At 66.0% G+C, this 23,795-nt stretch carries 23 protein-coding genes; 12 read left to right on the top strand and 11 right to left on the bottom strand.

The features are described 5' to 3' along the window. Positions 1 to 16: 16 nt before the first annotated feature. Genes AC1DKN_RS12570 through AC1DKN_RS12555 form a run of 4 tightly spaced genes read left to right on the top strand, consistent with a single transcriptional unit; the run spans position 17 to position 3,714 of the window. Positions 17 to 1,081 (top strand): sugar phosphate isomerase/epimerase family protein, encoded by a 1,065-nt coding sequence (locus AC1DKN_RS12570; protein WP_476849720.1) that lies wholly within the window; start codon positions 17 to 19, stop codon positions 1,079 to 1,081. A gap of 8 nt (positions 1,082 to 1,089) precedes the next feature. Further along, entirely contained in the window at positions 1,090 to 1,488 is a 399-nt protein-coding gene (locus AC1DKN_RS12565; RefSeq protein WP_223913478.1) for a C-glycoside deglycosidase beta subunit domain-containing protein, read from the top strand. Continuing rightward, positions 1,485 to 2,696, top strand: a complete 1,212-nt coding sequence (locus AC1DKN_RS12560) for a Gfo/Idh/MocA family protein (RefSeq protein ID WP_476871441.1) — start codon at positions 1,485 to 1,487, stop codon at positions 2,694 to 2,696. Before AC1DKN_RS12565 ends, AC1DKN_RS12560 begins: the two co-directional genes overlap by 4 nt. Before the next feature lie 13 nt (positions 2,697 to 2,709). Beyond that, on the top strand, positions 2,710 to 3,714 hold the full coding sequence (locus AC1DKN_RS12555) for a sugar phosphate isomerase/epimerase family protein (protein ID WP_476871440.1): 1,005 nt from the start codon (positions 2,710 to 2,712) through the stop codon (positions 3,712 to 3,714). An 84-nt stretch (positions 3,715 to 3,798) separates the two neighbouring features. Here the strand turns inward: AC1DKN_RS12555 and AC1DKN_RS12550 are convergent, their stop codons facing one another. Next, positions 3,799 to 4,827 (bottom strand): restriction endonuclease subunit R, encoded by a 1,029-nt coding sequence (locus AC1DKN_RS12550; RefSeq protein ID WP_476871439.1) that lies wholly within the window; start codon positions 4,825 to 4,827, stop codon positions 3,799 to 3,801. A 68-nt stretch (positions 4,828 to 4,895) separates the two neighbouring features. Between AC1DKN_RS12550 and AC1DKN_RS12545 the strand changes: the two genes are divergently transcribed. Continuing rightward, positions 4,896 to 5,312 (top strand): hypothetical protein, encoded by a 417-nt coding sequence (locus AC1DKN_RS12545; RefSeq protein ID WP_476871438.1) that lies wholly within the window; start codon positions 4,896 to 4,898, stop codon positions 5,310 to 5,312. A gap of 29 nt (positions 5,313 to 5,341) precedes the next feature. Here the strand turns inward: AC1DKN_RS12545 and AC1DKN_RS12540 are convergent, their stop codons facing one another. Then, the gene (locus AC1DKN_RS12540; protein ID WP_476849715.1) at positions 5,342 to 6,604 is read right to left on the bottom strand and encodes an ROK family protein; all 1,263 of its coding nucleotides are present in this window, start codon (positions 6,602 to 6,604) and stop codon (positions 5,342 to 5,344) included. Between the two features lie 105 nt (positions 6,605 to 6,709). Between AC1DKN_RS12540 and AC1DKN_RS12535 the strand changes: the two genes are divergently transcribed. From AC1DKN_RS12535 to AC1DKN_RS12510, 6 genes are all read left to right on the top strand, one after another. Then, a complete protein-coding gene (locus AC1DKN_RS12535; protein ID WP_476871437.1) occupies positions 6,710 to 7,750 on the top strand; it encodes a Gfo/Idh/MocA family protein in 1,041 nt (346 codons plus the stop codon). Then, the gene (locus AC1DKN_RS12530; protein WP_476871436.1) at positions 7,747 to 8,544 is read left to right on the top strand and encodes a hypothetical protein; all 798 of its coding nucleotides are present in this window, start codon (positions 7,747 to 7,749) and stop codon (positions 8,542 to 8,544) included. The genes AC1DKN_RS12535 and AC1DKN_RS12530 overlap by 4 nt, the downstream gene beginning before the upstream one ends. Positions 8,545 to 8,731: 187 nt before the next feature. After that, a complete protein-coding gene (locus AC1DKN_RS12525; protein ID WP_476871435.1) occupies positions 8,732 to 10,213 on the top strand; it encodes an MFS transporter in 1,482 nt (493 codons plus the stop codon). Between the two features lie 16 nt (positions 10,214 to 10,229). Further along, complete coding sequence (locus AC1DKN_RS12520) at positions 10,230 to 11,807, top strand: GMC oxidoreductase (RefSeq protein WP_476871434.1); 1,578 nt, start codon at positions 10,230 to 10,232, stop codon at positions 11,805 to 11,807. A gap of 75 nt (positions 11,808 to 11,882) precedes the next feature. Continuing rightward, the gene (locus AC1DKN_RS12515) at positions 11,883 to 12,845 is read left to right on the top strand and encodes a LysR family transcriptional regulator (RefSeq protein ID WP_476871433.1); all 963 of its coding nucleotides are present in this window, start codon (positions 11,883 to 11,885) and stop codon (positions 12,843 to 12,845) included. Between the two features lie 73 nt (positions 12,846 to 12,918). Next, positions 12,919 to 13,701: an SDR family NAD(P)-dependent oxidoreductase gene (locus AC1DKN_RS12510; RefSeq protein WP_476871432.1), complete on the top strand. Its 783-nt coding sequence runs from the start codon at positions 12,919 to 12,921 to the stop codon at positions 13,699 to 13,701. Positions 13,702 to 13,719: 18 nt separating this feature from the next. Here the strand turns inward: AC1DKN_RS12510 and AC1DKN_RS12505 are convergent, their stop codons facing one another. From AC1DKN_RS12505 to AC1DKN_RS12465, 9 genes are all read right to left on the bottom strand, one after another. Then, positions 13,720 to 14,496, bottom strand: a complete 777-nt coding sequence (locus AC1DKN_RS12505; protein ID WP_476871431.1) for an SDR family NAD(P)-dependent oxidoreductase — start codon at positions 14,494 to 14,496, stop codon at positions 13,720 to 13,722. A 1-nt stretch (position 14,497) separates the two neighbouring features. After that, positions 14,498 to 15,496 (bottom strand): fumarylacetoacetate hydrolase family protein, encoded by a 999-nt coding sequence (locus AC1DKN_RS12500; RefSeq protein ID WP_476871430.1) that lies wholly within the window; start codon positions 15,494 to 15,496, stop codon positions 14,498 to 14,500. Positions 15,497 to 15,506: 10 nt separating this feature from the next. Further along, positions 15,507 to 16,580, bottom strand: coding sequence for an amidohydrolase family protein (locus AC1DKN_RS12495; protein WP_476871429.1), 1,074 nt, complete (start codon positions 16,578 to 16,580; stop codon positions 15,507 to 15,509). Beyond that, complete coding sequence (locus tag AC1DKN_RS12490) at positions 16,577 to 17,701, bottom strand: FAD-dependent monooxygenase (RefSeq protein ID WP_476871428.1); 1,125 nt, start codon at positions 17,699 to 17,701, stop codon at positions 16,577 to 16,579. Before AC1DKN_RS12490 ends, AC1DKN_RS12495 begins: the two co-directional genes overlap by 4 nt. A gap of 61 nt (positions 17,702 to 17,762) precedes the next feature. Then, complete coding sequence (locus tag AC1DKN_RS12485) at positions 17,763 to 18,806, bottom strand: cyclase family protein (RefSeq protein WP_028275798.1); 1,044 nt, start codon at positions 18,804 to 18,806, stop codon at positions 17,763 to 17,765. After that, positions 18,803 to 19,765: a fumarylacetoacetate hydrolase family protein gene (locus AC1DKN_RS12480; RefSeq protein WP_476871427.1), complete on the bottom strand. Its 963-nt coding sequence runs from the start codon at positions 19,763 to 19,765 to the stop codon at positions 18,803 to 18,805. Before AC1DKN_RS12480 ends, AC1DKN_RS12485 begins: the two co-directional genes overlap by 4 nt. Before the next feature lie 6 nt (positions 19,766 to 19,771). Then, the gene (locus AC1DKN_RS12475) at positions 19,772 to 20,791 is read right to left on the bottom strand and encodes a VOC family protein (RefSeq protein ID WP_476871426.1); all 1,020 of its coding nucleotides are present in this window, start codon (positions 20,789 to 20,791) and stop codon (positions 19,772 to 19,774) included. Between the two features lie 196 nt (positions 20,792 to 20,987). Beyond that, positions 20,988 to 22,208 (bottom strand): ROK family transcriptional regulator, encoded by a 1,221-nt coding sequence (locus AC1DKN_RS12470; protein ID WP_476849702.1) that lies wholly within the window; start codon positions 22,206 to 22,208, stop codon positions 20,988 to 20,990. A gap of 10 nt (positions 22,209 to 22,218) precedes the next feature. Next, the gene (locus AC1DKN_RS12465; RefSeq protein ID WP_476871425.1) at positions 22,219 to 22,386 is read right to left on the bottom strand and encodes a hypothetical protein; all 168 of its coding nucleotides are present in this window, start codon (positions 22,384 to 22,386) and stop codon (positions 22,219 to 22,221) included. Positions 22,387 to 22,595: 209 nt separating this feature from the next. On the opposite strand from AC1DKN_RS12465, the gene xylA reads away from it, so the two are divergent. Continuing rightward, positions 22,596 to 23,786 carry a xylose isomerase gene (gene xylA, locus AC1DKN_RS12460; protein ID WP_476871424.1) on the top strand — a complete coding sequence of 397 codons (1,191 nt, stop codon included), beginning with the start codon at positions 22,596 to 22,598 and terminating at the stop codon, positions 23,784 to 23,786. The last annotated feature ends 9 nt before the right edge of the window (positions 23,787 to 23,795 follow it).

Below are 23,795 nucleotides of genomic sequence, written 5' to 3'. Positions count from 1 at the left end.
GAAGGAACCAGAAATTATGTCAGAAGGCATCGCAGGCTCGGGCATCGAGCTTGGCATTACCCTCTATTCGCTCACCTCCGAGTTCGCCGCCGGGCTCTACACCCCTGAGACGCTGATCAAAGCTGTTGCAGATGAAGGCCTCGGCCCGGGGGTTGAGTTCAACATCGCCCAGATGCTGCGCACCTACCCGGACGTCGACGACGACTTCGTCCGCCTGTGGCGCGACAGCATGGACCGCTACGGCCTGACCCCCAGCGCAGTGGGCACCAACCTGGACATGGGCCGCCGCAAGGACCGGGACATGACACCCGATGAGGAGTACGACTTCTTCGCCGCGCAGCTGCACACGGCCAACAAGCTTGGATTCCACCGCGTGGTGATCCGCTCCGCGGGCAAGGAATTGCTCCGCCGGCTGCTTCCCCTGGCCGAGAAGTACGACCAGAAGCTCGGCTACGAAATTCACGCGCCGCAGGGGCCGAACGATCCCAAGATCCTGCAGATCCGCGAGATGTACGAGGAACTGGGAAGCGACCGGCTCGGTTTCACCGCAGACTTCAGCTCGACGATGCACAGCCTTTCCCCGACCCTCTTCCGCACGTTGACGCAAATGGGGCTGCCCGAGGAGCACTTTGCCGTCATGCAGGACATCTGGCGCAAGCCGTTGCCGATGCAGGAGCGCAACCAGGAGTTCGAGGACTACCTGAACGCCAACAACTTCGACCCCGCGCGCCTTGGTCCCTTCACCCGGCTGGCGTTCAACATGCACGGACTGGTTCCGCCGGAGGAATGGCTGGATATCATGCCGCAGATCTTCCATGTCCACGCGAAGTTCTACGACATCGACGAACACGGCAATGAACCCGCGATGGACATTCCCCGCATTGTGCGCCAGTTCGTCAAGGGCGGCTACCAGGGCTACCTGTCCAGCGAGTGGGAGGGCCACGCGTTCGCCGACCTGGGCGAATCCGATCCGATCGACCTCGTCAAGAAGCAGCACACGCTGATGCGGCATGCCATCGAAGAAGCCGCTGATCCAAATGCATCCGACTCCCACGCGACCCTGGTCGAGACTGTTAAGTAAGGAAAGCCATGGCAACTCACAATTCCCTGTTCCAGGACACCGACGTCCGCAGGCACCCCGAGGGGATTGCCGTATCGGTGCAGCTGCCCTGGTACCGCAGCCTCTGGCTGTCCGCCGTTGACGACGTCGTTGCAACGGTCAATGGCGTGGAGATTCCCAAGGAGTCCCTCCGCTTCGAATTGCAGGACAAGTCCTACTCCATAGCTGAACTCCCGGAGCAATGGGAAACCCTGTGGTTCGTCGCAGACAAGCCCGACGTGATCATCCCGCTGGACCGCGTCCCCGACGCCGGCGAGGAGATCGACGTCGAGGTCATTCTCACCCTGCGCCTGCTGTATATGCAGATCGCGCCGATGCGCTACGTGGGCAACCGCGTCGCGGTTGAACGGACGGTGGTGCTCGCATGAAAACCCTGCGCGTGGCCATGATCGGTTATGGCTTCATGGGTGCTGCCCACTCCCAAGGCTGGCGGACGGCGCCGCGGGTATTCGGCCTGCCTGTCGAGCCGGAAATGGCGGTTATCGTCGGCCGTAACGCTGAAGCGGTCGCCGCCGCTGCCAGCAAGTGGGGCTGGGCCGAGTCAGCAACAGACTGGCGGGACGTGATCGCCCGTGACGATATCGACGTCGTCGATATCGTCACCCCCGGCGACTCCCACGCCGAAATCGCGATCGCCGCGCTGGAGGCCGGTAAGCACGTTTTGTGCGAAAAACCACTCGCCAACTCGGTGGCGGAAGCCGAAGCGATGGCCGAAGCTGCCGAACGGGCGGCTGCCCGGGGCATCCAGGCAATGGTCGGTTTCACCTACCGCCGCGTTCCGGCCGTCACCTTCCTCCGCAACCTCATCGCCGAAGGCGCCGTCGGCACGATCAACCAGGTGCGTGCCTCCTACCGGCAGGACTGGCTGGTGGACCCGGAGATGCCGCTGGCGTGGCGTCTGCAGAAGGAACACGCCGGCTCGGGGGCCCTGGGGGATATCGGTGCCCACGCCATCGACCTGGCCCAGTTCGTCACCGGCCTGAACCTGGAGAAGGTGTCCGGCGTTATCGACACCATCGTGAAGGAGCGGCCTCTTTTGAAGGGCCCCACTTCAGGCTCCGGACCTTCCGATACCGGGCTTTCCGGCGCTGCCGGCGTCGGCTCCGGCCAGGTGACGGTGGACGATATCGCCATCTTCACGGGCCGCTTCGAATCCGGCGCGCTGGCGTCGTTCGAGGCCACCCGGTTTGCCACCGGCCGGAAGAACGCGCTGCAGATTGAGGTTTCCGGGGACAAGGGCGCCTTGGCCTTCGACCTGGAGGACCTCAACAGCGTCCAGTTCTACGACCGCACGGCCCCTGCGGACCGCCAGGGCTTCCGGAAGATCCTGGTCACGGAAGCGGAGCATCCCTACGTTTCGGCGTGGTGGCCGGCAGGGCACATGCTCGGTTACGAGCACGGGTTCTCCCACCAGGTCAAGGACCTCGTGGAGGGCATCGTGGGCGGCACCGTCCCGCATTCGTCGTTCGCCGACGGGCTGAGGGTGCAGCGGGTGCTCGACGCTGTTGAGCGCAGTTCCGAAAATGATTCCGTCTGGACACGGGTCGCTGCCGGCGTTCCCGTGCCGGCCAGTTGAGGAGGGGAAATACGTGGCACGACCAATTACCTTGTTCACCGGCCAGTGGGCCGACCTGCCGTTCGAGGAGGTGGCTCGGCTCGCCGGCGAGTGGGGCTACGACGGGCTGGAGATCGCCTGCTGGGGTGACCACCTGGATCCCTGGCGCTGGGACGACGACGCCTATGTGCAGGGCAAGCTGGACATTCTTGAACGCCACGGCCTCAAAGTGTGGACCATCTCCAACCACCTCAAGGGCCAGGCCGTCTGCGACGACCCGATCGACGAACGGCACCGCGGCATCCTGCCGGACGTCGTATGGGGCGACGGCGATCCTGAAGGGGTCCGCCGTCGTGCCGCCGAGGAACTAAAAAACACTGCACGGCTCGCCGCAAAGCTGGGCGTGAAAACGGTGACCGGCTTTACGGGATCGTCCATCTGGAAGTACGTGGCGATGTTCCCGCCCGCCTCCGAAAAGATGGTCGACGCCGGCTACCAGGATTTTGCCGACCGGTGGAACCCCATCCTCGATGTCTTTGACGAGGTGGGCGTCCGGTTCGCCCATGAGGTGCACCCGTCAGAGATCGCCTACGACTACTGGACAACGCAGCGCGCCCTCGAGGCGATCGGGCACCGCGAGGCCTTTGGCCTGAACTGGGACCCGAGCCACATGGTGTGGCAGGACATCGACCCTGTGGGGTTCCTGTGGGACTTCAAGGACCGGATCTACCATGTGCACTGCAAGGACACGAAGAAGCGCCTGTCCAACGGGCGCAACGGCCGGCTGTCCTCCCATTTGCCCTGGGCTGATCCTCGCCGCGGCTGGGACTTCATCTCCACCGGCCACGGCGACGTGCCGTGGGAGGATGCGTTCCGGATGCTGAATGCCATCGACTACCGCGGGCCGCTGTCCGTGGAGTGGGAGGACGCCGGAATGGACCGGCTGAAGGGCGCCCCCGAGGCGCTGGCTTTCGTGCGCCTGCTCTCCGGCTATGAACCCTCCGCCGCAGCTTTCGACGCCGCATTCAGCACGAAATAATTCGCAGACAAGTGAGGCCGGCCCCGCGGGGCCGGCCTTTCCTGTGCCATGAGCTTCTTGTATCCGGTCAGCTTTTTATATCGGTCAGAGGGCGGGCCGGGCCGCTGGTGCCGGCTCCACCAATGCTGGCTCCGCGAGGGCTGCCCCCGCCAGGGCCAGGTGACTCCGCGTCATCTCTGTTGGGTCGTCCTGCAGCCACTCGTGGCCGCCCCACTCGCTGGTCAGCGTGCCCGTGAAGCCGGTCCCGCGCAGCAGGCTGCCGAGGTCATGCAGCGGCTGGGAAACCCGGCCGCCGTCGTCGTCCAGATCCCAGAACTTCAGATGGAAGGCGCCCACCAGGGGGAGGATGCCCTGCAGGTCTGCGGCGTCACTGCGGCCGAAGCGGATGAGCAGGTTCATGAAGAGGGTGTGAATGCGCGGCGGAATCTTCCCTGCGCGGAGCAGGGCGGTGACAGCATCGTGGGTGGCGGGATCGCGCCAGTCGTTCTCCAGGCGCGCCAGAAGATCGGAAGGTACGCCGCCCCGCCGCAACTCATGAAGGTAGGTGACGGGAAGGGCCGGCATGAGCATGCTGATGTCGACGAGTACCCGCACGCGCTCATCTGCCAGCCCGGCTATCGCATCCAGTGCTGGTGCCACCGAAGGGTTGTTTGGAGTCTGCTGCCCTTGGATTTCTTCGTAGAGCACCAGGTCGAGTTCATGCAGCAGCGGCTGCAGCAGCGTGAGCAGTTCCGTGCCCGCCTGTCCGATCGGTAACCGGATCCCGCGGGCACCCACTCGGCTGGCGGCGCTGAGCTGGGGGACCAGGAAGTCCAGGCGCTCCTGCAACGAGCGGCGGTCGGTTGGGGACGTGAAGTCGTCGAGGCTGGCGCCAACGATGCTGACGCGTCCCCCTCTTGCCGCCAGCGAATCCCGCAGTTCGTCCACCTCGGCGTCCTGCGGAGCGGGGAAGGACCGCCACAGCAGCCCAGGTTCGAGCTCTATTGTCTTCGTCACGGAATCCGCGATGCCAATCACAACGTCCGCGGCTGTCCGCCGGGCTGCCGTGATCTCCGGAGTCCAGTTGAACGAGCTGGCGCCCAGGGTCCAGTTCTCAGGAAGTGCGGGGGCCATGTGATGCCTTCCCATTTATGCTTGTTAATGACAAACTTATGTCACTTTTAGGATAAAGGATGGCAGCCATGTTGCAAACCGCTTTGCGCGAAGATGCGCTGACGGCCACGCCGGAAGGCTTTGAACTCCGGCTCGGCCTGTCATGGATCCGCTCAATGCCCCTTCCCAGCGTGGCTGAGCTCGCAGTTGAGCTCGACGGCATCCCGGTGGCACTAGGGGAGTTGGCGGTGGTGCTGGGGGCCCGGCGCGTGCGTGCGGACGCATTGCAGGCGGAGTCCGGGTGGTGGTTCGTGCAGGACAGGCTGGTCCTGGCCGGCAGGCGCGAGCTTTCCCGCGGGGTGCACGCCATCGCCGTCGACTTCCAGCTGCTGGTGCCCTACCTTCAGGCGCGTCCCGGTTCTCCGCTGGTCCTGCCGTTCCATCTGGAGGCCCAGCTGGAGCTTGACCGGGCGCCGGTACCCAGCGTTTCCCGCGACGTGGCCTGAGGGGCTATGCCCAGGCCACGCAGTGGACCCTAGGCGGGAACGGCGTGCCGTTCCGGTGAGGGCCTGCCGTCAGCAAACCAGCGCGGGAAGGTGACATCAAACAGCTGCTCGCGCGCCAGCTCGGCTCCTCCGCGCAGGGGTTCGCGCTCATCGTTGACGGACAAGGTGATGGTGAGGTCGCGGGTGGCGAGCGGCAGGGACAGTTCGTAGACCCGCTGGCGCACTTCGGCCAGGAATACTTCGCCGGCCGATCCCATGGCCCCGCCGATGACGATGATTCCGGGGTTGAACATGTTCACCAGGGCTGCAATGGTCTCACCCGCTACCCGGGCCGACTTTTGAATCAGTGTGATGGCCAGCGGGTCCCCGGCCTGGGCCGCGAGGGTGATCTCCTCGAGGGTCAGTGTCCCCTTTTTTGCCAGCGGAGCCAGGGAGCTGTGGGTGCCTTCCCTGACAGCCTCTTCCGCGTCCCTGACCAGGGCCCAGCCGCTGGCCACCGCTTCGAGACAGCCGATCTTGCCGCAGCGGCATTGGGCATGGGAGTCGGAAACCCGGACATGGCCGATGTCGCCGGCCGCGCCGTTGGCGCCGCGGTGGATCCTGCCCTGGGACAGCAGGCCGGCACCGATGCCGGAACCGATCTTGCAATAGATGAGGTTCGCGAGGGATTCGCGACGCCGGGCGCGCTCACCAAGGGCAAGCAGGTTGACGTCGTTATCCACCCACACCGGTGCGTTAAAGCGGTCCTCGAAGGGTGTGCGGACATCGAATCCATTCCACCCGGGCATGATCGGAGGTGCCACCGGTTGTCCCGTGGCGAAGTCAACCGGGCCGGGGAGGCCCACCACCACACCCCAGACGGGCACTTGGTGATCCTTTTTCAGCACGTCGTCAACGAGCGCCATCACGGCGTCAATGGTCTTCTCGGGGCCCTGGGCGATATCCCAGGTGCGGTGCGTGTGTGCCAGGATGTCGCCGTCCAGGGCAGTGACGCCAACCCTTATATGAGCGGCTCCGAGGGCACATATGACGATCCGGCCCTGCTCCGCGCGGAAGCGAAGGGTCCGGGGTGCGCGGCCACCGGAGGAGGCGCCGAATTCTCCATCCCCGAGAAAGCCGATCTCAATGGCCTGGTCCACACGCTGGCTGACAACGCCCCTGCCCAGCCCGGTGACTTTGCCGATTTCAGGGCGCGTTGTCGCCTCGCCCGTTCGCACCAGGTTGACGATCCTCAGCAGGCTCGTCACTTCATCCGTTTGTGCTCCAAAGCGGAGTGTGGACTCTGTCGTCATGATCACAATTCTCACACATAAGGGGGGACTAAGGTGGGGTTGAACGCGACTATAGCCGGATATTTCCGTACTTATGAATAATAAGGACAAAAGAGGGGGGCAGCGATGCCTTGGAATATAGGAGTTCTTGGGGCCGGGCCGGGCGTCGCGGCCCTGCATCTGCCGGTGCTGGGGCGCCTGGCGGAGCTGTTCAAGGTGGTGCACATTGCCGATGCGGGAAGTGGGCGCGCCCAGGGCCTGGCCGAAAGGCTTGGTGCCCGGTGGTCAGTGGGGGAGGCGGACCTGCTTGCGGACCCGGCTGTCCACCTGGTGGCCATCTGCAGCCCGCCCGCTGAACATGCCCGCCAAATCCTGGCGGCTGTAGCCGCGGGGAAGCCTGCCATCTTTTGCGAGAAGCCGTTGGCCACCAGCAGGGAAGAAGCCGACGAAGTCATCTCTGCCTGCCGGCTCGCGGGAACGGTCCTTCTGGTGGGGACGAACCACCTGTTTGACGCCGCGTGGGGGCGGGCCAGGCATCATCTTGTGGCCCTCGCGGGCCGGGTACAGGCGATCTCCGTGACGCTGGCGCTCCCGCCGAATGACAGGTACCACCGGCTGGTCGCCGAGGGCGGCCCTTTCCAGGCCGCCCGGCGGGGACGCCTGGACCTCGACAGTCCTGTGGTTGCGGCCGGCGTCCTGCGGCAGCTGCTGACCGGTCTTGCGATCCATGATCTCCCGGCCGTGAGGGACATCGCGCCAGGCATCGACGAGGTTGTCTACGCCAGGGTCGCTCCGCCAGTCGGCTACCTTGTGGGGTATCGGGCCGGCGGAATCCTGGTCCAGTTGGCGCTTACCATGCTTCCGGAAGGACCGGATGCCCTCTGGAGGATGAATATCGCCACCTCCCACGACCGCATCGAGGTGAATTTCCCGCCAGCCTTTGTCCATGCCGGAAGCGCGGCCACCCGAGTGCGAAGCATGGACGGGCAGTGGACGGAGTACAGGCGGGATCCGGAAGACGGCTATATGGCTGAGTGGCGCCTGCTTGCCTCGCTCCTTGAAGGCGGGGTCCCGGTGGAGTACGACGAGCTGCTGGCTGACTCGCACTTTGCAATCGACCTGGCCGATGCTGCCGCAGCCAAGGTTCTGGAAGGGGTGTCGCAATGAGTTCGGCAGATCCAGGGCTCGGCATCTTCACGGTGTTGCCCTCCTATGTCGCGGCTGTCGCCGAGCTTTCCGTCAGTGCTGCACTCACCAGAGACGTCAGTGGGGCGGTGGCTGTGGTGCCTGGATCCGGCGATTGGTGGCAGGGCATGCTGGACGCCCGGGCCAGGGGAGCGGCGGCCGTGGTGGTTGCGGACCCTGCTGCGCTCCCGCAGAAAGGAATCGGAGCCTACCCGTGGCCCGGTGACATCCCGGTCATCGTTGAGCGTCCCCGGCTGCGCCCGGATGTGGTTGCCGATGCCCTCCGGGCCAGGCGAGGCGGGCCGGCCCGGATCGTCACCGTCGAGTGCGCTGCTCCCGCGGCAGGTCTTGAAGCGGTAATCCGCGACGGCTTGGGCTGGGCCCGGTCACTGGTCGGGGGCCCGTTGACGCTCCGGGTGTGCAGTGCCACGGCGCAAGCCAGGATTGCCCTGCTGGATTCAGGGGGATCCGCGGGCGGGGCAATACCCGTCACCCTGGGGGCGACGGCGGCAGCAGGCCTTCACGCTGACGGCCTGCTTCAGGTGCTGGCCCTCGGCGAGGTGCGAACCGAAGTCACCGTGGACCAGCAGGCCGGGCTGACGCGGCTGGAGACGTCCACCGGGGACGGGGCACTAAGGGCTCCGGAGCGCTATGAATCATCAGCCCGTCTGGCGCTGCGCCGGGCTATCGAGGCGCGGTCTTCGGGTCAGCCCGGAACGGACCTGCCTGAGCTGCTCGAGGACATGTCCCTCACGCGCGCCGTGCTTGCTACATAAATGGGCGCCCGCCATAGGCGTCTAATTCACGCATTCTTTTGTTGCTTTCAAACTAAAGTGCGGTAGCATGAGTAACGGCGCCGGGGTTCCTTGCGAACCCGTTCTCCGTCGTGATGGTGCGCCGGAGGCACAATACGTCGCGTCGACGGCCCGATCGTTCGGGTAGATCACTATGCCACTTTCACCTTTGAGACTCCGTCTCCTTGTTATCTCCCTGCTCACGGTTTCGTTCCTCGGGGCCCTGGACCACACCGTGGTGTCCACATCCCTGGCTACGGTTGCGGGTGAGCTGGGCGCGCTGAAGCTCATGAGCTGGGTTGTTGTGGGGTACACCCTCGCGAGCACAGTGCTGCTGCCGGTGCTCGGCAAACTGGGTGATGTCCTGGGAGCCCGCCGGATCTTCCTCGGTTCGCTGGTGATGTTCCTGGCGGCCTCCCTGGCCTGCGGCTTCTCGCAGGACATGGCCTGGCTTATCGCCGCGCGCGTCCTGCAGGGGATGAGCTCCGCGGGCCTGCAGCTGATGTCGCAGACCATCATCGCCAGGGTCACCTCGCAGCGGGAACGTCCGCGCTACATGGCCATCATTGGCGCAGCTTTCCCCATCGCGGTCCTGGTTGGACCCGTTCTCGGCGGAGCCATCACCGATTACTGGGGATGGCAGTGGGTTTTCTGGATCAACATCCCGGTGGGCGCTGCAGCCCTGGCCCTTGCCCTGGTTGCCGTTCCCCACCTGGAGCCTGGCCCCATGCCCCGCCACTTCGATGTTGCCGGGGCGGCTGTATTTACCGCTGCACTGGTGGCCCTAGTCCTCGCCGCCACCTGGGCCGCAGAACGCAGCGCGGGCCCCGCCACCGCTGCCGCGCTCGCGGTCAGCATGCTGGGCTTTGTTGCCTTTTACTTTGTTGAGCGCCGCGCACCCGAACCCATCGTCCCCCTGCATTTCTTCGCCAACCGGACCATCGCGGCAGGCACCGCACTCTCGGCGATTATCGGCGTCGGCCTCTTCTCCATCACCGCCTATTTGCCCACATACGTCCAAATGGCGTACCAGACCACCGCCACCGTGTCCGGGCTCGTGCCCATCGCAACCGTGTTCGGCATGCTGACCAGCAACCTGCTGACCGGATGGCTGGCCAGCAGGACGGGGCGGTACCGGATCTTCCCCATCCTGGGAACATCGTTGGGGGCCGCCGGACTCTTTGTGATGGCGGTGCTGCCCGCCGGGCTTCCGCTGCGGGTTCCCATGATCGTCATGGCCGTTGTTGGGATGGGCACCGGCGCGTTCATGAGCCTGATCGTCACTGTGGTCCAGGGAGCTGCTCCCGCCAGCCAGACCGGCACCATCACCGCGACGATCAACCTGGTGCGGCAGGTGGGCTCAACAGTGGCGACGGCGATTATCGGCGGGGTGATCGGCTTCGGCGTGGCGGCCCTTTTGCCGGCGGGCCTGGACGCTTCCACCCTGACCCCGCAACTGGTCAAAGGGGCCGCTCCGGCAGTCCAGGCCAGCGTGGCTCAGATCTACGGCTCAGTCTTCGCCCCCATCTTTATTGCCTTGGCGGCCACGTACGCAGTGGGAATAGTCGCGGCGGTCCTGCTTCCGCACGGGCGCCTCTCCGACGAACCCGTTCCCGCCCCCCAAACAACTTCCGAATCCCTTTCGGCCTGATTTCAAAGGAGACATCATGTCCAACCCAACCATCGCCATCGTCGGCAGCGGGCCCATCGGCTCCACCTATGCGCGGGTGCTCCTCGAGCAGGTCCCGAACGCGCGGGTGGTGATGTTCGAAGCCGGACCGCAGGTGACGGAGGTTCCCGGCGAAAGCGTCCGCAACATTGCCGACCCTGGCGAAAAGGCTCGTGCGCGCGAAATGTCGCAGGGGCCGCAGGCCGGGGCCCACCGGGAGTCGCTCGGCATCCCGGCAGCCACAGTCACCGAGGGCATGTTCACCGCCCGCCAGGGAACCCACCTTCTGGACTTCGGCGGCGCGGGCTCCGCCCATGCCCCGAGTTTTCCCGCGGCGGCTGCGGCCACCAACGTGGGCGGCCAGGGTGCGCACTGGACCTGCGCGACGCCGTCGCCCGCCTTCAGTGAAAAAGTCCCCTTCATAGCGGACGACGAATGGGACGGGCTGATTGAGGACGCGAAGCAGCTGCTGCACGTCCACAGCGCAGCGTTTGCCGACTCCGCCGTTGGTGAGGCCATTCGGGCCCTCCTCGATGAAGAGTTCGGCGCGGAGCTGCCGGAAGGGTACGGCGTGGGCACCCTTCCGGTTGCCGGGGACCCGCAGCCCGACGGCTCCGTGCGCTGGGCGGGGGCCGACGTCGTCCTCGGCCCGCTGATCGACAAGGACAGCCCGCTCTCGAAGCAGTTCGAACTCCGTGACCTCACCCTGGTCCGCCGCGTGGAACTGGACGGACACCGGGTCACCGGTGTCACCGTCGAGGACCTCCGCACCGGGGAGAAGTCATTCGTGGCAGCAGACATCGTGGTGGTGGCCGCCGATGCCTTCCGCTCCCCGCAGCTCCTCTGGGCATCCGGTGTGCGGCCGCAGGCCCTCGGCCACTACCTGACCGAGCATCCCGTGGTCATCTCCACGGTGGCGCTGGATGCCGAAAGGATGGGGCGGTACGCCACCGAAGAGGACCTTAAGGCCGAGCTGGCCCGGCGCGCACTGAACCCGGCAGACCCCGTCGCGGCGGTCAACCGCATCCCGTTCTCAGAGCCGGAACACCCCTTCTCCGTCCAGGTGATGTACACAGAGACCACGCCGTTCCCAATGGAGCCGGGAACCCCGTACTCCGAGAACCGCTGGGGCTACGTCAACATGGGCTACGGCATGCGCAAGCACCCGCGCTACGAGGATGCCGTCACGTTCGACGACAATGAGCCGGACTACCGGGGATTCCCCAACATGAGAATCGAGTATGCGCTCACAGAACGGGAAAACGCGGAAATCGCCGAGGCAACCGAGCGGCTGCGGCGTGCCGGCAAGGCCCTTGGCGCCTTCGTGGCCGAGCCCAGGCTCATGCCGAACGGCTCGAGCCTGCACTACCAGGGCACCATGCGCATGGGTGAAACCGACGACGGCACCTCGGTGGCGGATCCCTGGTCACGCGTGTGGGGCTACGACAATCTGGTGGTGGGCGGAAATGCGCTCATTCCGACGGCAACGGCCATGAATCCCACGCTGATGAGCGTGGCCATCGCCGTCCGCGGTGCCCGGAAGGTTGCTGAGGAGTTTGGTTCGCAGAGTGCCTAGGTCAGCTGCTCGTTGGGGCTCAGACGCCCGCCAGCTGTGGCCGGGCTGACGTCGAGGCACGGATAACCTGTGGGTATGAAGAACCTGGACCTCAACCTGCTGCCCCAGCTGCAGGTCCTGCTGGAACTGCGGAACATCTCCCGGGCAGCCGAGAGGCTCCAGCTCAGCCAGCCGGCCACCAGCGCCGCAATGGCCAGGCTCCGGCGCCATTTCGACGACGAACTCCTGGTGCGGAACGGCCGCGCCTATGACCTCACGCCCTTCGCGCAGTCCCTGGTCCCGCTGGTTGATGAAGCCATGCTTCACATCCAGCGGGCCACGCGCGTGCGGTCCGGCTTCGACGCCGGCACGAGCGAGCGGGAGTTCATTATCGCCGCCTCGGACTACGCGGCGGCCCTGATCGTGGGGCCGCTGCGGGGGATCCTGCGCGAGGAGGCACCCGGAGTGTCGGTGGATTTCGTTCCCACAGCCAAGTCCGGGATCCAGGGCCAGATGGCCGACTACTCAAAAATCGACCTGCTCGTCGGGCCCACGGGATACCAGATGCAGGGAGCCAGCAAGCAGTTGTTCCGGGACAGCTTTGTTGCTGTGGCTGACACCGGAAATCCCCTGATCCAGCGGCCCCGGCTCACCGTGGAGGACCTGGCCACCGTTCCCCACGCCGTCGGCTATTTCGGTGAGGGAATCAGCACCCCGGCGGACAAGCTGTTCGAATCGCGAGGTATCCAGCGCCGCGTGGCGGCTGTGGTGGCCGGGTTCCTGTCCCTGCCACTCCTGGTGGAAGGGACAGACCTCGTGGCGCTCGTCCCCGGGATGCTGGCAGCACGGGCCCAGCGCGGCGCGGATATCGTTGTGCTGGGGTTCTCCGAAGGCGCTGAAGCGTCCCTCGTGGAAGCGATGTACTGGCACCCGTCCCAGGCGGAGGACCCTGCCAGCGTTTGGCTGCGTTCCGTGGTCCAGCGGGCCTGTTCGCGGTTGCACGAACTTTTCCCCATCACCGCGCACCCGGTAACTATCCACGCGGCGGATACCACCTAGAACCAAAGCGCCGTTCCCCATCCGGACCATCCCTGCGAAAGTCGAAGAAACGCACTTTCGAAAGGGATCCCCCATGCCTGTCTCCAGCCAGCGCCTCGACGGCAAGACCGCCGTCATCACCGGAACGGCCAGCGGCCAAGGCAGGGCGGCGGCGCTCGCCTTCGCCGAGGCGGGCGCCGTGGTGGTGGGCTGTGACATGGACGACGACGGCGCCGCGGGCACCGTCCGCCAGGTCACCGCAGCCGGGGGCCGGATGAGCAGCCGCCGGGTTGACCTCACAGACGAGGCCGCTGTGGCGGCATGGGCGCAGGATGTAGCCGCAAACCACGGCCAGGTGCACATCCTGTATGCCAACGCGGCGGTCACCCGCTTCGCCCCGGTGGAGCAGCTCACGTTTGCCGACTGGAAGTGGAATGTCGAACACGAGATGGATGTGGTGTTCCTGCCGGTCAAATACTTCTGGCCACAACTGATCCGGGTGCGGGACGCCGCCATTGTGCTGGTGGGATCCACGGCAGGAGTTACCGGTTCCATGACCAACGGCCGGCTGGCCCACACCGCCACGAAGGGGGCCGTGGTGGCCATGACCAGGCAGCTCGCGGCCGAAGGGGCTCCGCATGGACTCCGCGTCAATACTGTCAGCCCCGGAATGATCCGCACCGCAGCGACCGAGGGCAACCTCCTGGCCGCCGACCACCCCATGCGGTCCATCGCCGGCAGCATCCCGTTGGGCCGGATCGGCACGCCGGAAGAAGTGGCCAAATGCGCGCTGTTCCTGGCCTCCGACGAAGCGTCATACGTGACGGGCGCCAACCTGATGGTCGACGGCGGCTGGTCGGCCGTGCTGCCGGGCTAGTTGGAATCGTGCACCGCGTCAGCGCATGGCGTCGGAGACGGACTTTGCTCCGCCGTGGCCCGACTGGCCGCCGTCCACCGGGATCTCGGCACCGGTCACGAAGGACGAGAGCGGGCTGAGGAGGAACAGCACGACGCCGGCCACTTCCTCCACGCTTCCAGTGCGGCCCAGCGGGGTCTCGGCCAGGGTGGCCTGCCTGAATTCCGGCTTAGCGCTCGCCGTCATGGGCGTTTCGATGAAGCCCGGATGGACAGTATTAACGCGGATCCCCCGCGGGCCGAGTTCCATGGCGGCCACCTGCGAGAGGCCCCGCAGTGCCCACTTGCTGGCGGTGTAGGCCACCGGATAGTGCGCGGTCAGGCCTGCGACGGAACCGACATTGACGATGGATGCGGCACTGCCCATCAGCGGTGCGAGCGCCTGGATCCCCAGCAGGCATCCGGCGACATTGACTTCATAGACGCGCTGCAGGTCAGCCACAGAGGCATCCAGCAACCGGCTCCGTTGGGTGATGCCTGCATTGTTGACCAACCCGTCCACCTGCCACCCATGGGACTCGATCCAGGAAGCGAGTTCGGACCAGCCGGAGGCATCGCTGACGTCCAGCTGCCGGTACACCAGCGCACCGGCCGAAGACGATGACACGGCGGCCAGCTCGGCCGGCATGTCCACTGCGAGGTCTGTGGCAATGACGCGGGCCCCGGCCTCCACCAGCATGTGCGCTTCGGCAGCGCCCTGGCCCTGGCCAGCGCCGGTGACCACCACGGTCCGGCCATCGAGCTGAAGGGAGACCACCCTACGTCCCGGAAGGAACCGCAGAGGCGACCCGGTCGCGCGGACGCTGCCGGGCACGCACCAGGGTCCCGGCGTTACGGCGTTCACCTACCGTGTTCTCTATAGTCCCGATGCCTTCCACCGTCATGCGGACCACGTCTCCCGTCTTCAGCGGCGGGGGAGTCTTCGCGCCGTTCCGTCCCCAGAGCTCCGCGAGGCAACCGCTGCCGCACGTGCCGGAGCCCAACACATCGCCGGGCCGGACCACGGAGTCCTGCGAGGCGTAGGCCACTAGCTCGGCGAACGGCCAACCCATATTGGACAGCAGGTCCTGGCCGATGGCATTCCCGTTGACTTCCACGGCCATGGAGATCGGCAGGAACCCCTCGGCGTCGTGCAGGTCCTCGAACTCATCCGCGGTGACAATCCAAGGCCCCAGCGTATTGGCGAAGTCTTTGCCCTTGCACGGCCCCAGGCTGACTCTCATCTCCCGGCGCTGCAGGTCCCGCGCCGACCAGTCGTTGAGGACGGTGTAGCCGAAAATGTGCCGGTGCGCCTCCGCTGCAGTCAGGTTCCGGCCGTCGCTTCCGGGGACGCGCCCGACGACGGCGGCGACTTCGGTTTCAAAGTCCAGATCCTCGCAACCCGCCGGAATACCAATCACCTCGCCAGTGCCGGTCACCGTATGCGGGTTGGTGAAGTAGAAGGTGGGCGCCTCGTACCATTCGGGCACCACGCCGGCCACGCCGTCGATGCTCTTCCGCACGCCTTCGACGTGTTCCTCGAACGCGACAAAATCCCGAATGGTGGCGGGCGCCAGTGGGGCGAGCAGCTGCACGTCCGCCAGCGGAACGGCCGGGCCAGACCCGATGATCCGCCGGGCCAAACCCAGGGTCTCCTCGAGCCCTGCTTCCAGGAGTGTCTGAACCGTCTGGCCTGTGGGCAGGGCATAGCAGTTACCGCCGTCAACGAAGCCGGACTGCGTCCCGCCGTCGTGGTTCCAGCGAGCAATCTTGACCATAAAAACCTCCTTAGGCTGTGCGGCGGGCGGCGAGGATGGAAGCGGGCGTGATGCCGAGGGCAGCGGCGTTGCCGGACAGCACCCTGGCCTCGTCCTCGGCGGAAAGCTGTGCCTCGATGACCTCGGCCGCGGGGCGGTCGGAGCCCATGTCGAACGGGTAGTCCGAGCCGAGCAGCACCTGCCCCGGGCCAGCGGCGGCCACGAGCGCCCGCAGTTCAGCCGGGCTGTGGACCAGGGAGTCGAAGAACAGCTTCTTCACATACGACGACGGCGGCTCAGCACAGCCGCGTGCCTCCGGCCGGACCCTCCAGGCGTGATCGGAGCGGCCAAGGCTGGTGGGAAGGTAGCCGCCGCCGTGCGCGGCCAGAACCAACAGGCTCGGGTGCCGGTCCAGGACACCGCTGAAGATCAGGTGGGACAGGGCCACCGCGTTTTCCGCGGGCTGGGAGACGGTGTTGGCGAGGTAGAAGCGGTCCAGCCGCTCGTCCAGCGAGCAGCCGAACGGGTGCAGGAAGACCAGGGCACCAAGCTCCTCGGCCCGGCTCCAGAACGGTTCCAGCCTGGGGTCGGACAGCTCAACGGTGCTGCGCTCCGGGTCGGCGGGGGTGGCGGCGAACGAGCCGATTTCCACGCCTAGCAACCCGCACTCCAGCATGGCGTGTTCCAGGGCTTCGACCATCAAGGAAGGGTGCTGCAGCGGGACCAGGCCCAGGCCGTTCAGCCGTTCCGGGGCGCGGGCCACGAACTCCCGCACCGCCTGGTTGGCGGCCCTGGCAACCTGCAGGGCCAGCTCTTCCGCGGCGAAATAGTAGAAGTGCGACGGCGACGGCGAGACGAGCTGCACGTCCACGCCTTGGGCGTCCATGTCCGCAAGACGGCGGTCCAGGTCCGTCAGCTGCGGCCAGCGCTCCTTGATCATTTTTCCCGAAGCGGCCATCGACTCTGGTCCGTTGCGCCGGACTTCCAGAGCCTGTTGAGCGCCGAAGCCCTCGGGATCAGCTTCGGCCACCAATTGCTGCAGGGCCGGAAGCAGGATGTGGGCGTGGACGTCCACGGTGGGTTTTTCAGCAGGGCCGGTGCTCATGCGGGCTCCCTAACCAAGCTGGAGACTGAATGCATGAGGCCCGGAACGTTGGCGTCCCGGACGCCGTCGAGCATCCACTGGCCCAGCTGGACGGAGGCGTCGACCACTGCTTTTGCCCGGTCCAGTCGGCGGTCGGTGAACTCTTTCCAGAGTGTCTCGGTGATCTCGTCGGCGCCGATCAGGAGATCGGCCAGCACGGCTGCGTCTTCCATTGCCATGGCAGCACCTTGCGCGATGGTTGGCGGGCAGCTGTGGGCGGCGTCGCCGATGATGACGGTGCGGCCGCGGTTCCACGGCCCGTCCACCAGGTGGGTAGTGAACCAGGTGTAGTTGATACGGGCGCTCTGGTCCAGGTTGGCGCGGATCTCGTTCCATGGGCCGCCGTAGGCTGCGGCGAGTTCGGCCATAATGCGCGGGCCGTCCTCGTGTTTGCGCTCCTGGGCCCTTTCCACGAGGTAGGCATAGATGGTGTCAGGGCCGGTGGGGCAGTAGCCGGCAATAAAGCAAGGGCCTCCGTACGTCAGGTCGGTGCGGACCACGTCCTGCGGCCGTTCCACGAACGCGCGCCAGATGCCCATGCCCGTGGACCGGGGTTCAACATCGATGCCGATGGCCTTGCGGACAGCTGAGTGCAGGCCGTCGGCGCCGATCAGGAGGTCGTAGCGGTCGGTGCCGCCGTCGGAGGTGCTCACGGTGACGGAACCGCCGTCGTCCGTTATTTCGGTGACCGTCTTGCCGTAGCTGATCCGTGCGCCTGCCTGCCCGGCACGCTCGCGGAGGATGGCGGTGAGGTCGGGGCGGTACATGCCCAGGGTGGCTGGGAGGTCGTCGCCGCCGGTCCGCATGTCATCCAATACGGCGATGACGGTGCCGGCGGGGTCTGGGGCGCGCAGGCCGAGGGTGCTGAACGCGTAGCCCTTCGCCTCGATTTGCTCCCAGACGCCCAGCTGGCGGAGGACCCGCAGGGCGTTCCCCTGCAATGTGATTCCAGAGCCAAGGGTTTGCGGGGCATCGGCCTTCTCCAGGATTTCAACCTGGATTCCCGCGTCGGCCAGCAGGATGGCGGCGGTCAGTCCCGCGGCTCCCGCCCCGACGATTCCGACGTTCTGTACTGCTGCCATCGCTGACTCCTTTGTATTGACGGCCTGACTGATGATGGTTGTGGTGCTGTTGTACTGAAAGCTACCGGAGGGCGATCGGGTTGACGGGCGATCCGACGGCGCCGGTAATGGGCAGGGGCGCCGCGGTGAGCAGGAAGTCGTACCTGCCGTCTGCCGCGCAAGCCTCCGCGAGGCCGTCCGGGTCCCACATTTCGCCGAGGAACAGCCCAAGGTTGGGGATGGCGATCTGGTGGAGGGGCTGGAAGGCGCCGTCGAACTCGTTGGGCCGGACCTCGAAACCCCAAGTGTCCGTGGCGATCCCCGCGATTTCACTGCGGTGAAGCCAGGGTGCGGTGCTGAAGGACAGCCCCGGGGCTGAGCCGCCGGCGTAGTCGCCCCAGCCGTCGCGGCGCACCCGGGTGTGCTGTCCGGTGCGGATCACAAGGATGTCGCCCCGGCCAACCTTTGAGCTGGGGCCCTGCAGGTCGATGGTCCGCTGGAGGTGTTCGGGGGTGATGGCAAAACCGTCCGGCAGCTCGCCGTCGTTCCTTCCCAGTTCGGGTCCGAGCGCGCGGCCGACGTCCAGCAGGACGCCGCGGGTGACGATCTTGGCCGCGGCGGTTTCGATGCCGGTGACCAGGTCGCCTTCGGAGGTGACCACGTCCCCTGCGGCGCGGCCGTTCCAGGCCTTGCCCTGGTCGAAGATGTGGCCGAGGCCGTCCCACTGGGTGGAGCACTGCAGCGGCATGGCAATGACGTCGTCCGCGCCGCCGAAGCCGTGCGGGAAGCCCTGGTTGCCGCGTTCGGCGTCCACGCCGGTGTCGGTCATGGTGTGGACAGGGTTGGTGCGTCGCCGCCAGCCCTTCTGCGGGCCGTTGGTGTCGAACGGCTGGGACAGCGAGAAGGCCTCGCCCGTCTTTACCAGGGCTGCTGCTTCAATGCGCTTGTCCGCGTCGATGAAGTTCAGGGTCCCAAGGACGTCGTCCTGGCCCCAGCGGCCCCAGTTGTTGTGGGATTCGGCCATGGCGCGGATGCTGCCGAGCGGATCGTCACGCCGGATGACCGGGGAATCGGTGGCTGATTCCCCGGTGCCGGTGGTGGTTGGTGCTGTGTCCTGGCTGGTCACTGCTGGCTGCCTTCAGTGACAACTTCGTCCTTGCAATGGATGAGCTGGGTGCCCAGGCCCGTAATGGTGCCCTCCATGACGTCGCCGTCCTGGAGCAGCCTTCCCCAGTGCTGGCCGTTGCCGGCGGGGCTTCCGGTGAGCACCAGGTCTCCCGGGCGCAGCGGCATGATCTGGGAGGCCTCGCTGATCAGCTTGGCGACACCGAAGATCATGTCTGAGGTGGACTCGTCCTGCATGGCCTTGCCGTTGAGCTTCAGCGTGACCTGGACGTCCTGCGGGTCGCCGAAGAACTTGGCGGGTACCAGCAGCGGTCCGGTGGGCAGGAAGCCGGGGGCGTTCTTGGCGCGGTACCAGTCCGAGCCGATCGCCGGCATGTCCTTGCGGAACACGTACTCACGGGTGGTGATGTCGTTGACCATGGTGTAGCCGAAGACGTAGTCCAGGGCTTCCTCGGGGGTGACCCGGAACGCCGTCCTGCCGATCACCGCGGCCAGTTCAAGTTCCCAGTCGTGGGACTTGGAGTAGGCAGGCAGGGTGAGGTCGTCCGTGGCGGACGCGATCGCCGTCGGCAGCCCGATGAAGAAGTACGGCGTTCCCTGGCCCGCGCGCTTGTCCATCATCGCGGCGGTCCGGTCCCGGACTTCGTCCTCGTCCTGGCCGGGTTCGCGGTGGGCTGCGGCGAGGTCGATGACGTGCTTGCGGTAGTTGGCGCCGGTCTGAAGGACCTGGACAGGCTCTACCGGGGCGAGGACCTCGATGTCGGCCATCGCCAGGCCGGTGTCCTCGCCGGCCGATGCGGCGATGGCGTCCAGTTGGCTCTCGGTGGTGTCCCAGTGCTCGATCAGTGTATTGATCTCCTCATTCAGGGCCACGACGCGGTCGCCGACCAGCAGGCCCGCGCGGGCCTTGCTGTCACCGGTCTCCTGGAACCGGATGAGTGCATATTGTGTTTCGGCCATGGTGTCCTAGCCCCGTCCCTGCTTGGCGTAGGGGTTCAGGAGGGCTTCTTTCATTTCGGGGGAGGCGCCTTCTTCGGTGGCGGTAAAGCCTTCCGCGGGAGGGAAGGATTCGGTCATGGAGTGCGGCATGGCGCCGTTTTTGTAGAAGTTGTTGGAGCCTTCGGAGGGCTTCCAGGTGTTGGCTTCCCAGTCCGGGACGTAGTTGCGGTATCCGCCGGAGTTGAGCTCGACGCGCAGGCCAGAGGGGTCGCGGAAGTAGAGGAAGTTTTGCTCGCCCACGCCGTGGATGGAGGGGCCGTATTCCATGGCGGTGCCGTTTTCCATCATGACGTCCGCGGTGCGGAGCAGGTCTTCGGTGGCGTCCACCCAGAAGGCGATGTGGTTGACGCGTCCCGCGCGGCTGGAGGTGTCCAGGACCACGCCCAGGTCGTGGGACTTTTCGTTGGTCGTGAGCACGGAGAAGACGGTGATGGGTGCCTCGTCCAAGTCCACGAAGGCCATGACGCGGAAGCCCAGGGCCTCGTTGTACCACTTGGCGAAGCCTCGGACATCGGAGGAGGCCACGGTGACGTGGTCCAGGAAGCGGGGCGCTGCGGCGTGGCTGCTGCGGCGCTCCGGCCGGTCCGGGTAGGTGGATTCAAAACCGGGTTCGGCCACGAACTTCTCAACGTCGAAGAAGAGGCGCATGGGGTGGCCATAGGGGCCGGTGAATTCGTAGGCCTTGCCGTAGCCGTGGCCGCCGGCGGTCCAGCTGCCCTGGACACCGGTTGCTTCGACGCGCTGGGCTGCGGCTGCCAGGGCGGTCTGGGAGTTGGCGCGCCAGGCCATGCGGCCCAGGGACGCTTCCGGCCCTTCGGTGAGGACCAGGCTGTAGCGGTAGTAGTCACCCCAGCAGCGCAGGTAGACGTTGCCGTCCACCCGGTCGACGATGCGCATGCCGAACTTTTCCTCGTAGAACCGTGCCGAGGCTTCGACGTCGGGAGTGGTGATTTCGAGGTGGGCAAGATGGGAGAGGGGAGTTTCCACGTTGAATTCCTTCTAAGTACTGATTGCCTTGAGTGGGGTCGCTGCAGGTCTAGTAACCAGACTGAGGCAAGAGAGGTATTCGGTGAAGAGGCGTTTACTGATGCCACCTATTTGTATGGCAGATAGTTGGCCTGAGGGGTCGATCCGCGCGCAACGCCGTACCGGCTGCTCCGGCTTTTGAACCAGTGTCGGGTTCCTAGCCCGCCGCGGGCGCGGTGCGGGTGGTTGTGCCGAGGCCCGCGGGGTCGGCCAGGAACGGGGTAAACGCCAGCTCCGCGGCCCCGATCATCATCAGGTCAGAACCGAGCGCTGCACGGTAGATCTCGACCTGGCCGGCGGGGCCGTCCATTGCCTGGGATAGCAGCACTCCGTCCACCGACTCCGGTGCGAGGGCGTACAGCGTTCCCAGGAAGCCGTCCAGGACGATTGCCTCGGGGTTGAAAATGTTCACGGCATTGCGCAGGGCTATGTCCAGGAACATGAGCTGGCGTGCCACTTCGTCGTTCACCTCAGCACTGCTGCTGGTTGCCAGCGCCTTTTCGAGGTCGGCGGTGTCGCCGCGGCTTAGCCCGGCCAGTTCGAGGAGGCGGGACTGGGAGACTTCGGTTTCCAGGCAGCCGGTGGCGCCGCAGTGGCAGCGCTTTCCTCCGGAGCGGACAAAGGTATGGCCGATCTCCCCTGCGTAGCCGGAGGCGCCCCTGAGCAATTGCCCGTCGGAGATGATTCCGCCGCCGATGCCGCTGGCGCCGCCGTTGAGGTAGATCAGGTTCCCCTGCCCGGCGCCGGCGCCGAAAATCAGCTCCGCTTCGGCGCCGAGGGAGGCGTCGTTCGCGGCCTGGCACGGATAGCCGGTGGCTTCGCTCAGCATCCGGGCGACCGGCTCGTTCCGCCAGCCCAGGTGCGGCGCGTGCCGGACCACGCCGTCGTCGCGGTTGACCAGGCCCGGCACGGCCATGCCAATGCCCGTGATCCGGTAGGACGCATCCAGCTCGGAGCGCATCCCGGCGATCACGGCCGATGCGATATTCACCGCTTCCCGGGCGCTCGGAATCCGTTCCGTGTCGAAGCGGATCTTCTTTTGCACCTTCCCCCCGAGACTGACCAGGCCGATAGTGACGGCGTCGATCTCTGGGTTGACTGCCAACGCCGCGACCGACGGGCTCGGATGGACGTTCGGACTCGGCCTGCCGACGTGCCCTTCGCCGGCGGGCGCCGTTTCATAGACCAGGCCCAACGCAACGAGTTGTCCGATCAGCGTCCCGACGGTGGAACGGTTCAGTCCCGTGTGCCGGGTCAGTTGGGCACGGCTGAGGACGCCGTGGTGGTGGACGAGGGAGGTCAGCAGCGACAAATTGTTGCGGCGGGACGGATCCGGCTCCCTCGCCGCCGCGGAAGCAAGAGTACGTGGAGGCATCATCGTGACACTATCAGCGGCCGGCCACCGCGCGGTCCAGGAAGGCGTTGCGGAATTTCTCATCCGAATCCAGCCGGAGGTCTTGCGGTTCCGACGCAGTGCGCGGATGGGTTTCGTAGCTGAGGTTTTCCGGCCAATTGCGTTCGGTCACCATCTGATCAATCACGGTGGGATCCTTCACTCAAGGGCCTCATTGCTTGATCTGCCGGCCAAATTGCTGTTATGAACAACTTAACATTCACCCGCCCGCAGCGCCAGAACCGGTTAGCAATTCCTTGCTTGCTGGGGTTGACTCTGCCAAAATTCGTAATATGTTTGGCTCTAGAACAATTTCCTCTGGTTTCCCCGCCAGCCGCGCAACAGCAGCCACAACTACCTTCGGAGCATTCAATGACGATTCAGCCCACCCGTGACGACAAATTTTCCTTCGGCCTCTGGACGGTGGGCTGGGAGGCCCAGGACCAGTTCGGATCGGCCACCCGCCCGCCGCTGGACACGGTCGAGGCCGTCAACAGGCTCAGCGACCTCGGCGCCTACGGCATCACCTTCCACGACAACGACCTCTTTCCCTTCGGCTGCTCCGCCGCTGACCGCCAGCGTGAAATCGACCGGCTGACGGGCGCGCTGAAGTCCACCGGAATGATTGTCCCGATGGTCACCACCAACCTGTTCAGCCACCCCGTCTTCAAGGACGGCGGCTTCACCAGCAACGACCGCGGCGTCCGGCGCTTCGCCCTGCGCAAGGTCCTGGACAACATTGACCTCGCCGCCGAGCTGGGTGCGGAAACCTTCGTCATGTGGGGCGGCCGGGAAGGCAGTGAATACGACGCAGCCAAGGACATCCGCGGCGCCCTGGAACGCTACCGCGAAGCCGTGAACCTGCTGGGCGACTACGTCACGGACAAGGGTTACAACATCCGGTTCGCCATCGAGCCCAAGCCCAACGAACCCCGCGGCGACATTCTGCTCCCCACCCTGGGCCACGCCCTGGCGTTCATCGAAACCCTGGAGCGCCCCGAACTGGTGGGCATCAACCCCGAGACCGGGCACGAGCAGATGGCCGGACTGAACTTCACCCACGGCATCGCCCAGGCGCTCTACCAGGGCAAGCTCTTCCACATCGACCTCAACGGCCAGCGCAGCATCAAGTTCGACCAGGACCTGGTGTTCGGCCACGGCGACCTGCAGAACGCGTTCTCGCTCGTGGACCTGCTCGAAAACGGCGGCCCCGACGGCGGGCCGGCCTACGACGGCCCGCGCCACTTCGACTACAAGCCCAGCCGCACCGAGGACATCGACGGCGTATGGGACTCCGCGGCCGCTAACATGCAGACCTACCTGCTGCTCAAGGAACGCGCCAAGGCTTTCCGCGCCGACCCCGAGGTCCAGGCCGCGCTGCAGTCCTCCCGCGTGGCGGAAATCAACGAACCCACCCTCAACCCGGGCGAAGGCTACGACCAGCTCCGCGCGGACCGCGCCTCTTACGAGGACTTCGACGCCGACGCCTACTTCGGCGGCAAGGGCTTCGGTTTCGTGAAGCTGCAGCAGCTCTTCATCGAGCACCTGCTCGGCGCCCGCTAAGACCGTGAC

Source organism: Arthrobacter sp. 01N444 (assembly GCF_056399305.1).
The sequence above is the reverse complement of the archived record's forward strand: the minus strand, read 5'-3'. Positions and strand labels throughout refer to the sequence as shown.

Coding starts and splice junctions, on each gene's coding strand:
- AC1DKN_RS12570 (WP_476849720.1), top strand. CDS start 17: ATGTCAGAAGGCATCGCAGGCTCGGGCATCGAGCTTGGCATTACCCTC.
- AC1DKN_RS12565 (WP_223913478.1), top strand. CDS start 1,090: ATGGCAACTCACAATTCCCTGTTCCAGGACACCGACGTCCGCAGGCAC.
- AC1DKN_RS12560 (WP_476871441.1), top strand. CDS start 1,485: ATGAAAACCCTGCGCGTGGCCATGATCGGTTATGGCTTCATGGGTGCT.
- AC1DKN_RS12550 (WP_476871439.1), bottom strand. CDS start 4,827: ATGGCCCCCGCACTTCCTGAGAACTGGACCCTGGGCGCCAGCTCGTTC.
- AC1DKN_RS12545 (WP_476871438.1), top strand. CDS start 4,896: ATGTTGCAAACCGCTTTGCGCGAAGATGCGCTGACGGCCACGCCGGAA.
- AC1DKN_RS12540 (WP_476849715.1), bottom strand. CDS start 6,604: ATGACGACAGAGTCCACACTCCGCTTTGGAGCACAAACGGATGAAGTG.
- AC1DKN_RS12535 (WP_476871437.1), top strand. CDS start 6,710: ATGCCTTGGAATATAGGAGTTCTTGGGGCCGGGCCGGGCGTCGCGGCC.
- AC1DKN_RS12530 (WP_476871436.1), top strand. CDS start 7,747: ATGAGTTCGGCAGATCCAGGGCTCGGCATCTTCACGGTGTTGCCCTCC.
- AC1DKN_RS12520 (WP_476871434.1), top strand. CDS start 10,230: ATGTCCAACCCAACCATCGCCATCGTCGGCAGCGGGCCCATCGGCTCC.
- AC1DKN_RS12515 (WP_476871433.1), top strand. CDS start 11,883: ATGAAGAACCTGGACCTCAACCTGCTGCCCCAGCTGCAGGTCCTGCTG.
- AC1DKN_RS12510 (WP_476871432.1), top strand. CDS start 12,919: ATGCCTGTCTCCAGCCAGCGCCTCGACGGCAAGACCGCCGTCATCACC.
- AC1DKN_RS12500 (WP_476871430.1), bottom strand. CDS start 15,496: ATGGTCAAGATTGCTCGCTGGAACCACGACGGCGGGACGCAGTCCGGC.
- AC1DKN_RS12495 (WP_476871429.1), bottom strand. CDS start 16,580: ATGAGCACCGGCCCTGCTGAAAAACCCACCGTGGACGTCCACGCCCAC.
- AC1DKN_RS12490 (WP_476871428.1), bottom strand. CDS start 17,701: ATGGCAGCAGTACAGAACGTCGGAATCGTCGGGGCGGGAGCCGCGGGA.
- AC1DKN_RS12480 (WP_476871427.1), bottom strand. CDS start 19,765: ATGGCCGAAACACAATATGCACTCATCCGGTTCCAGGAGACCGGTGAC.
- AC1DKN_RS12470 (WP_476849702.1), bottom strand. CDS start 22,208: ATGATGCCTCCACGTACTCTTGCTTCCGCGGCGGCGAGGGAGCCGGAT.
- xylA (WP_476871424.1), top strand. CDS start 22,596: ATGACGATTCAGCCCACCCGTGACGACAAATTTTCCTTCGGCCTCTGG.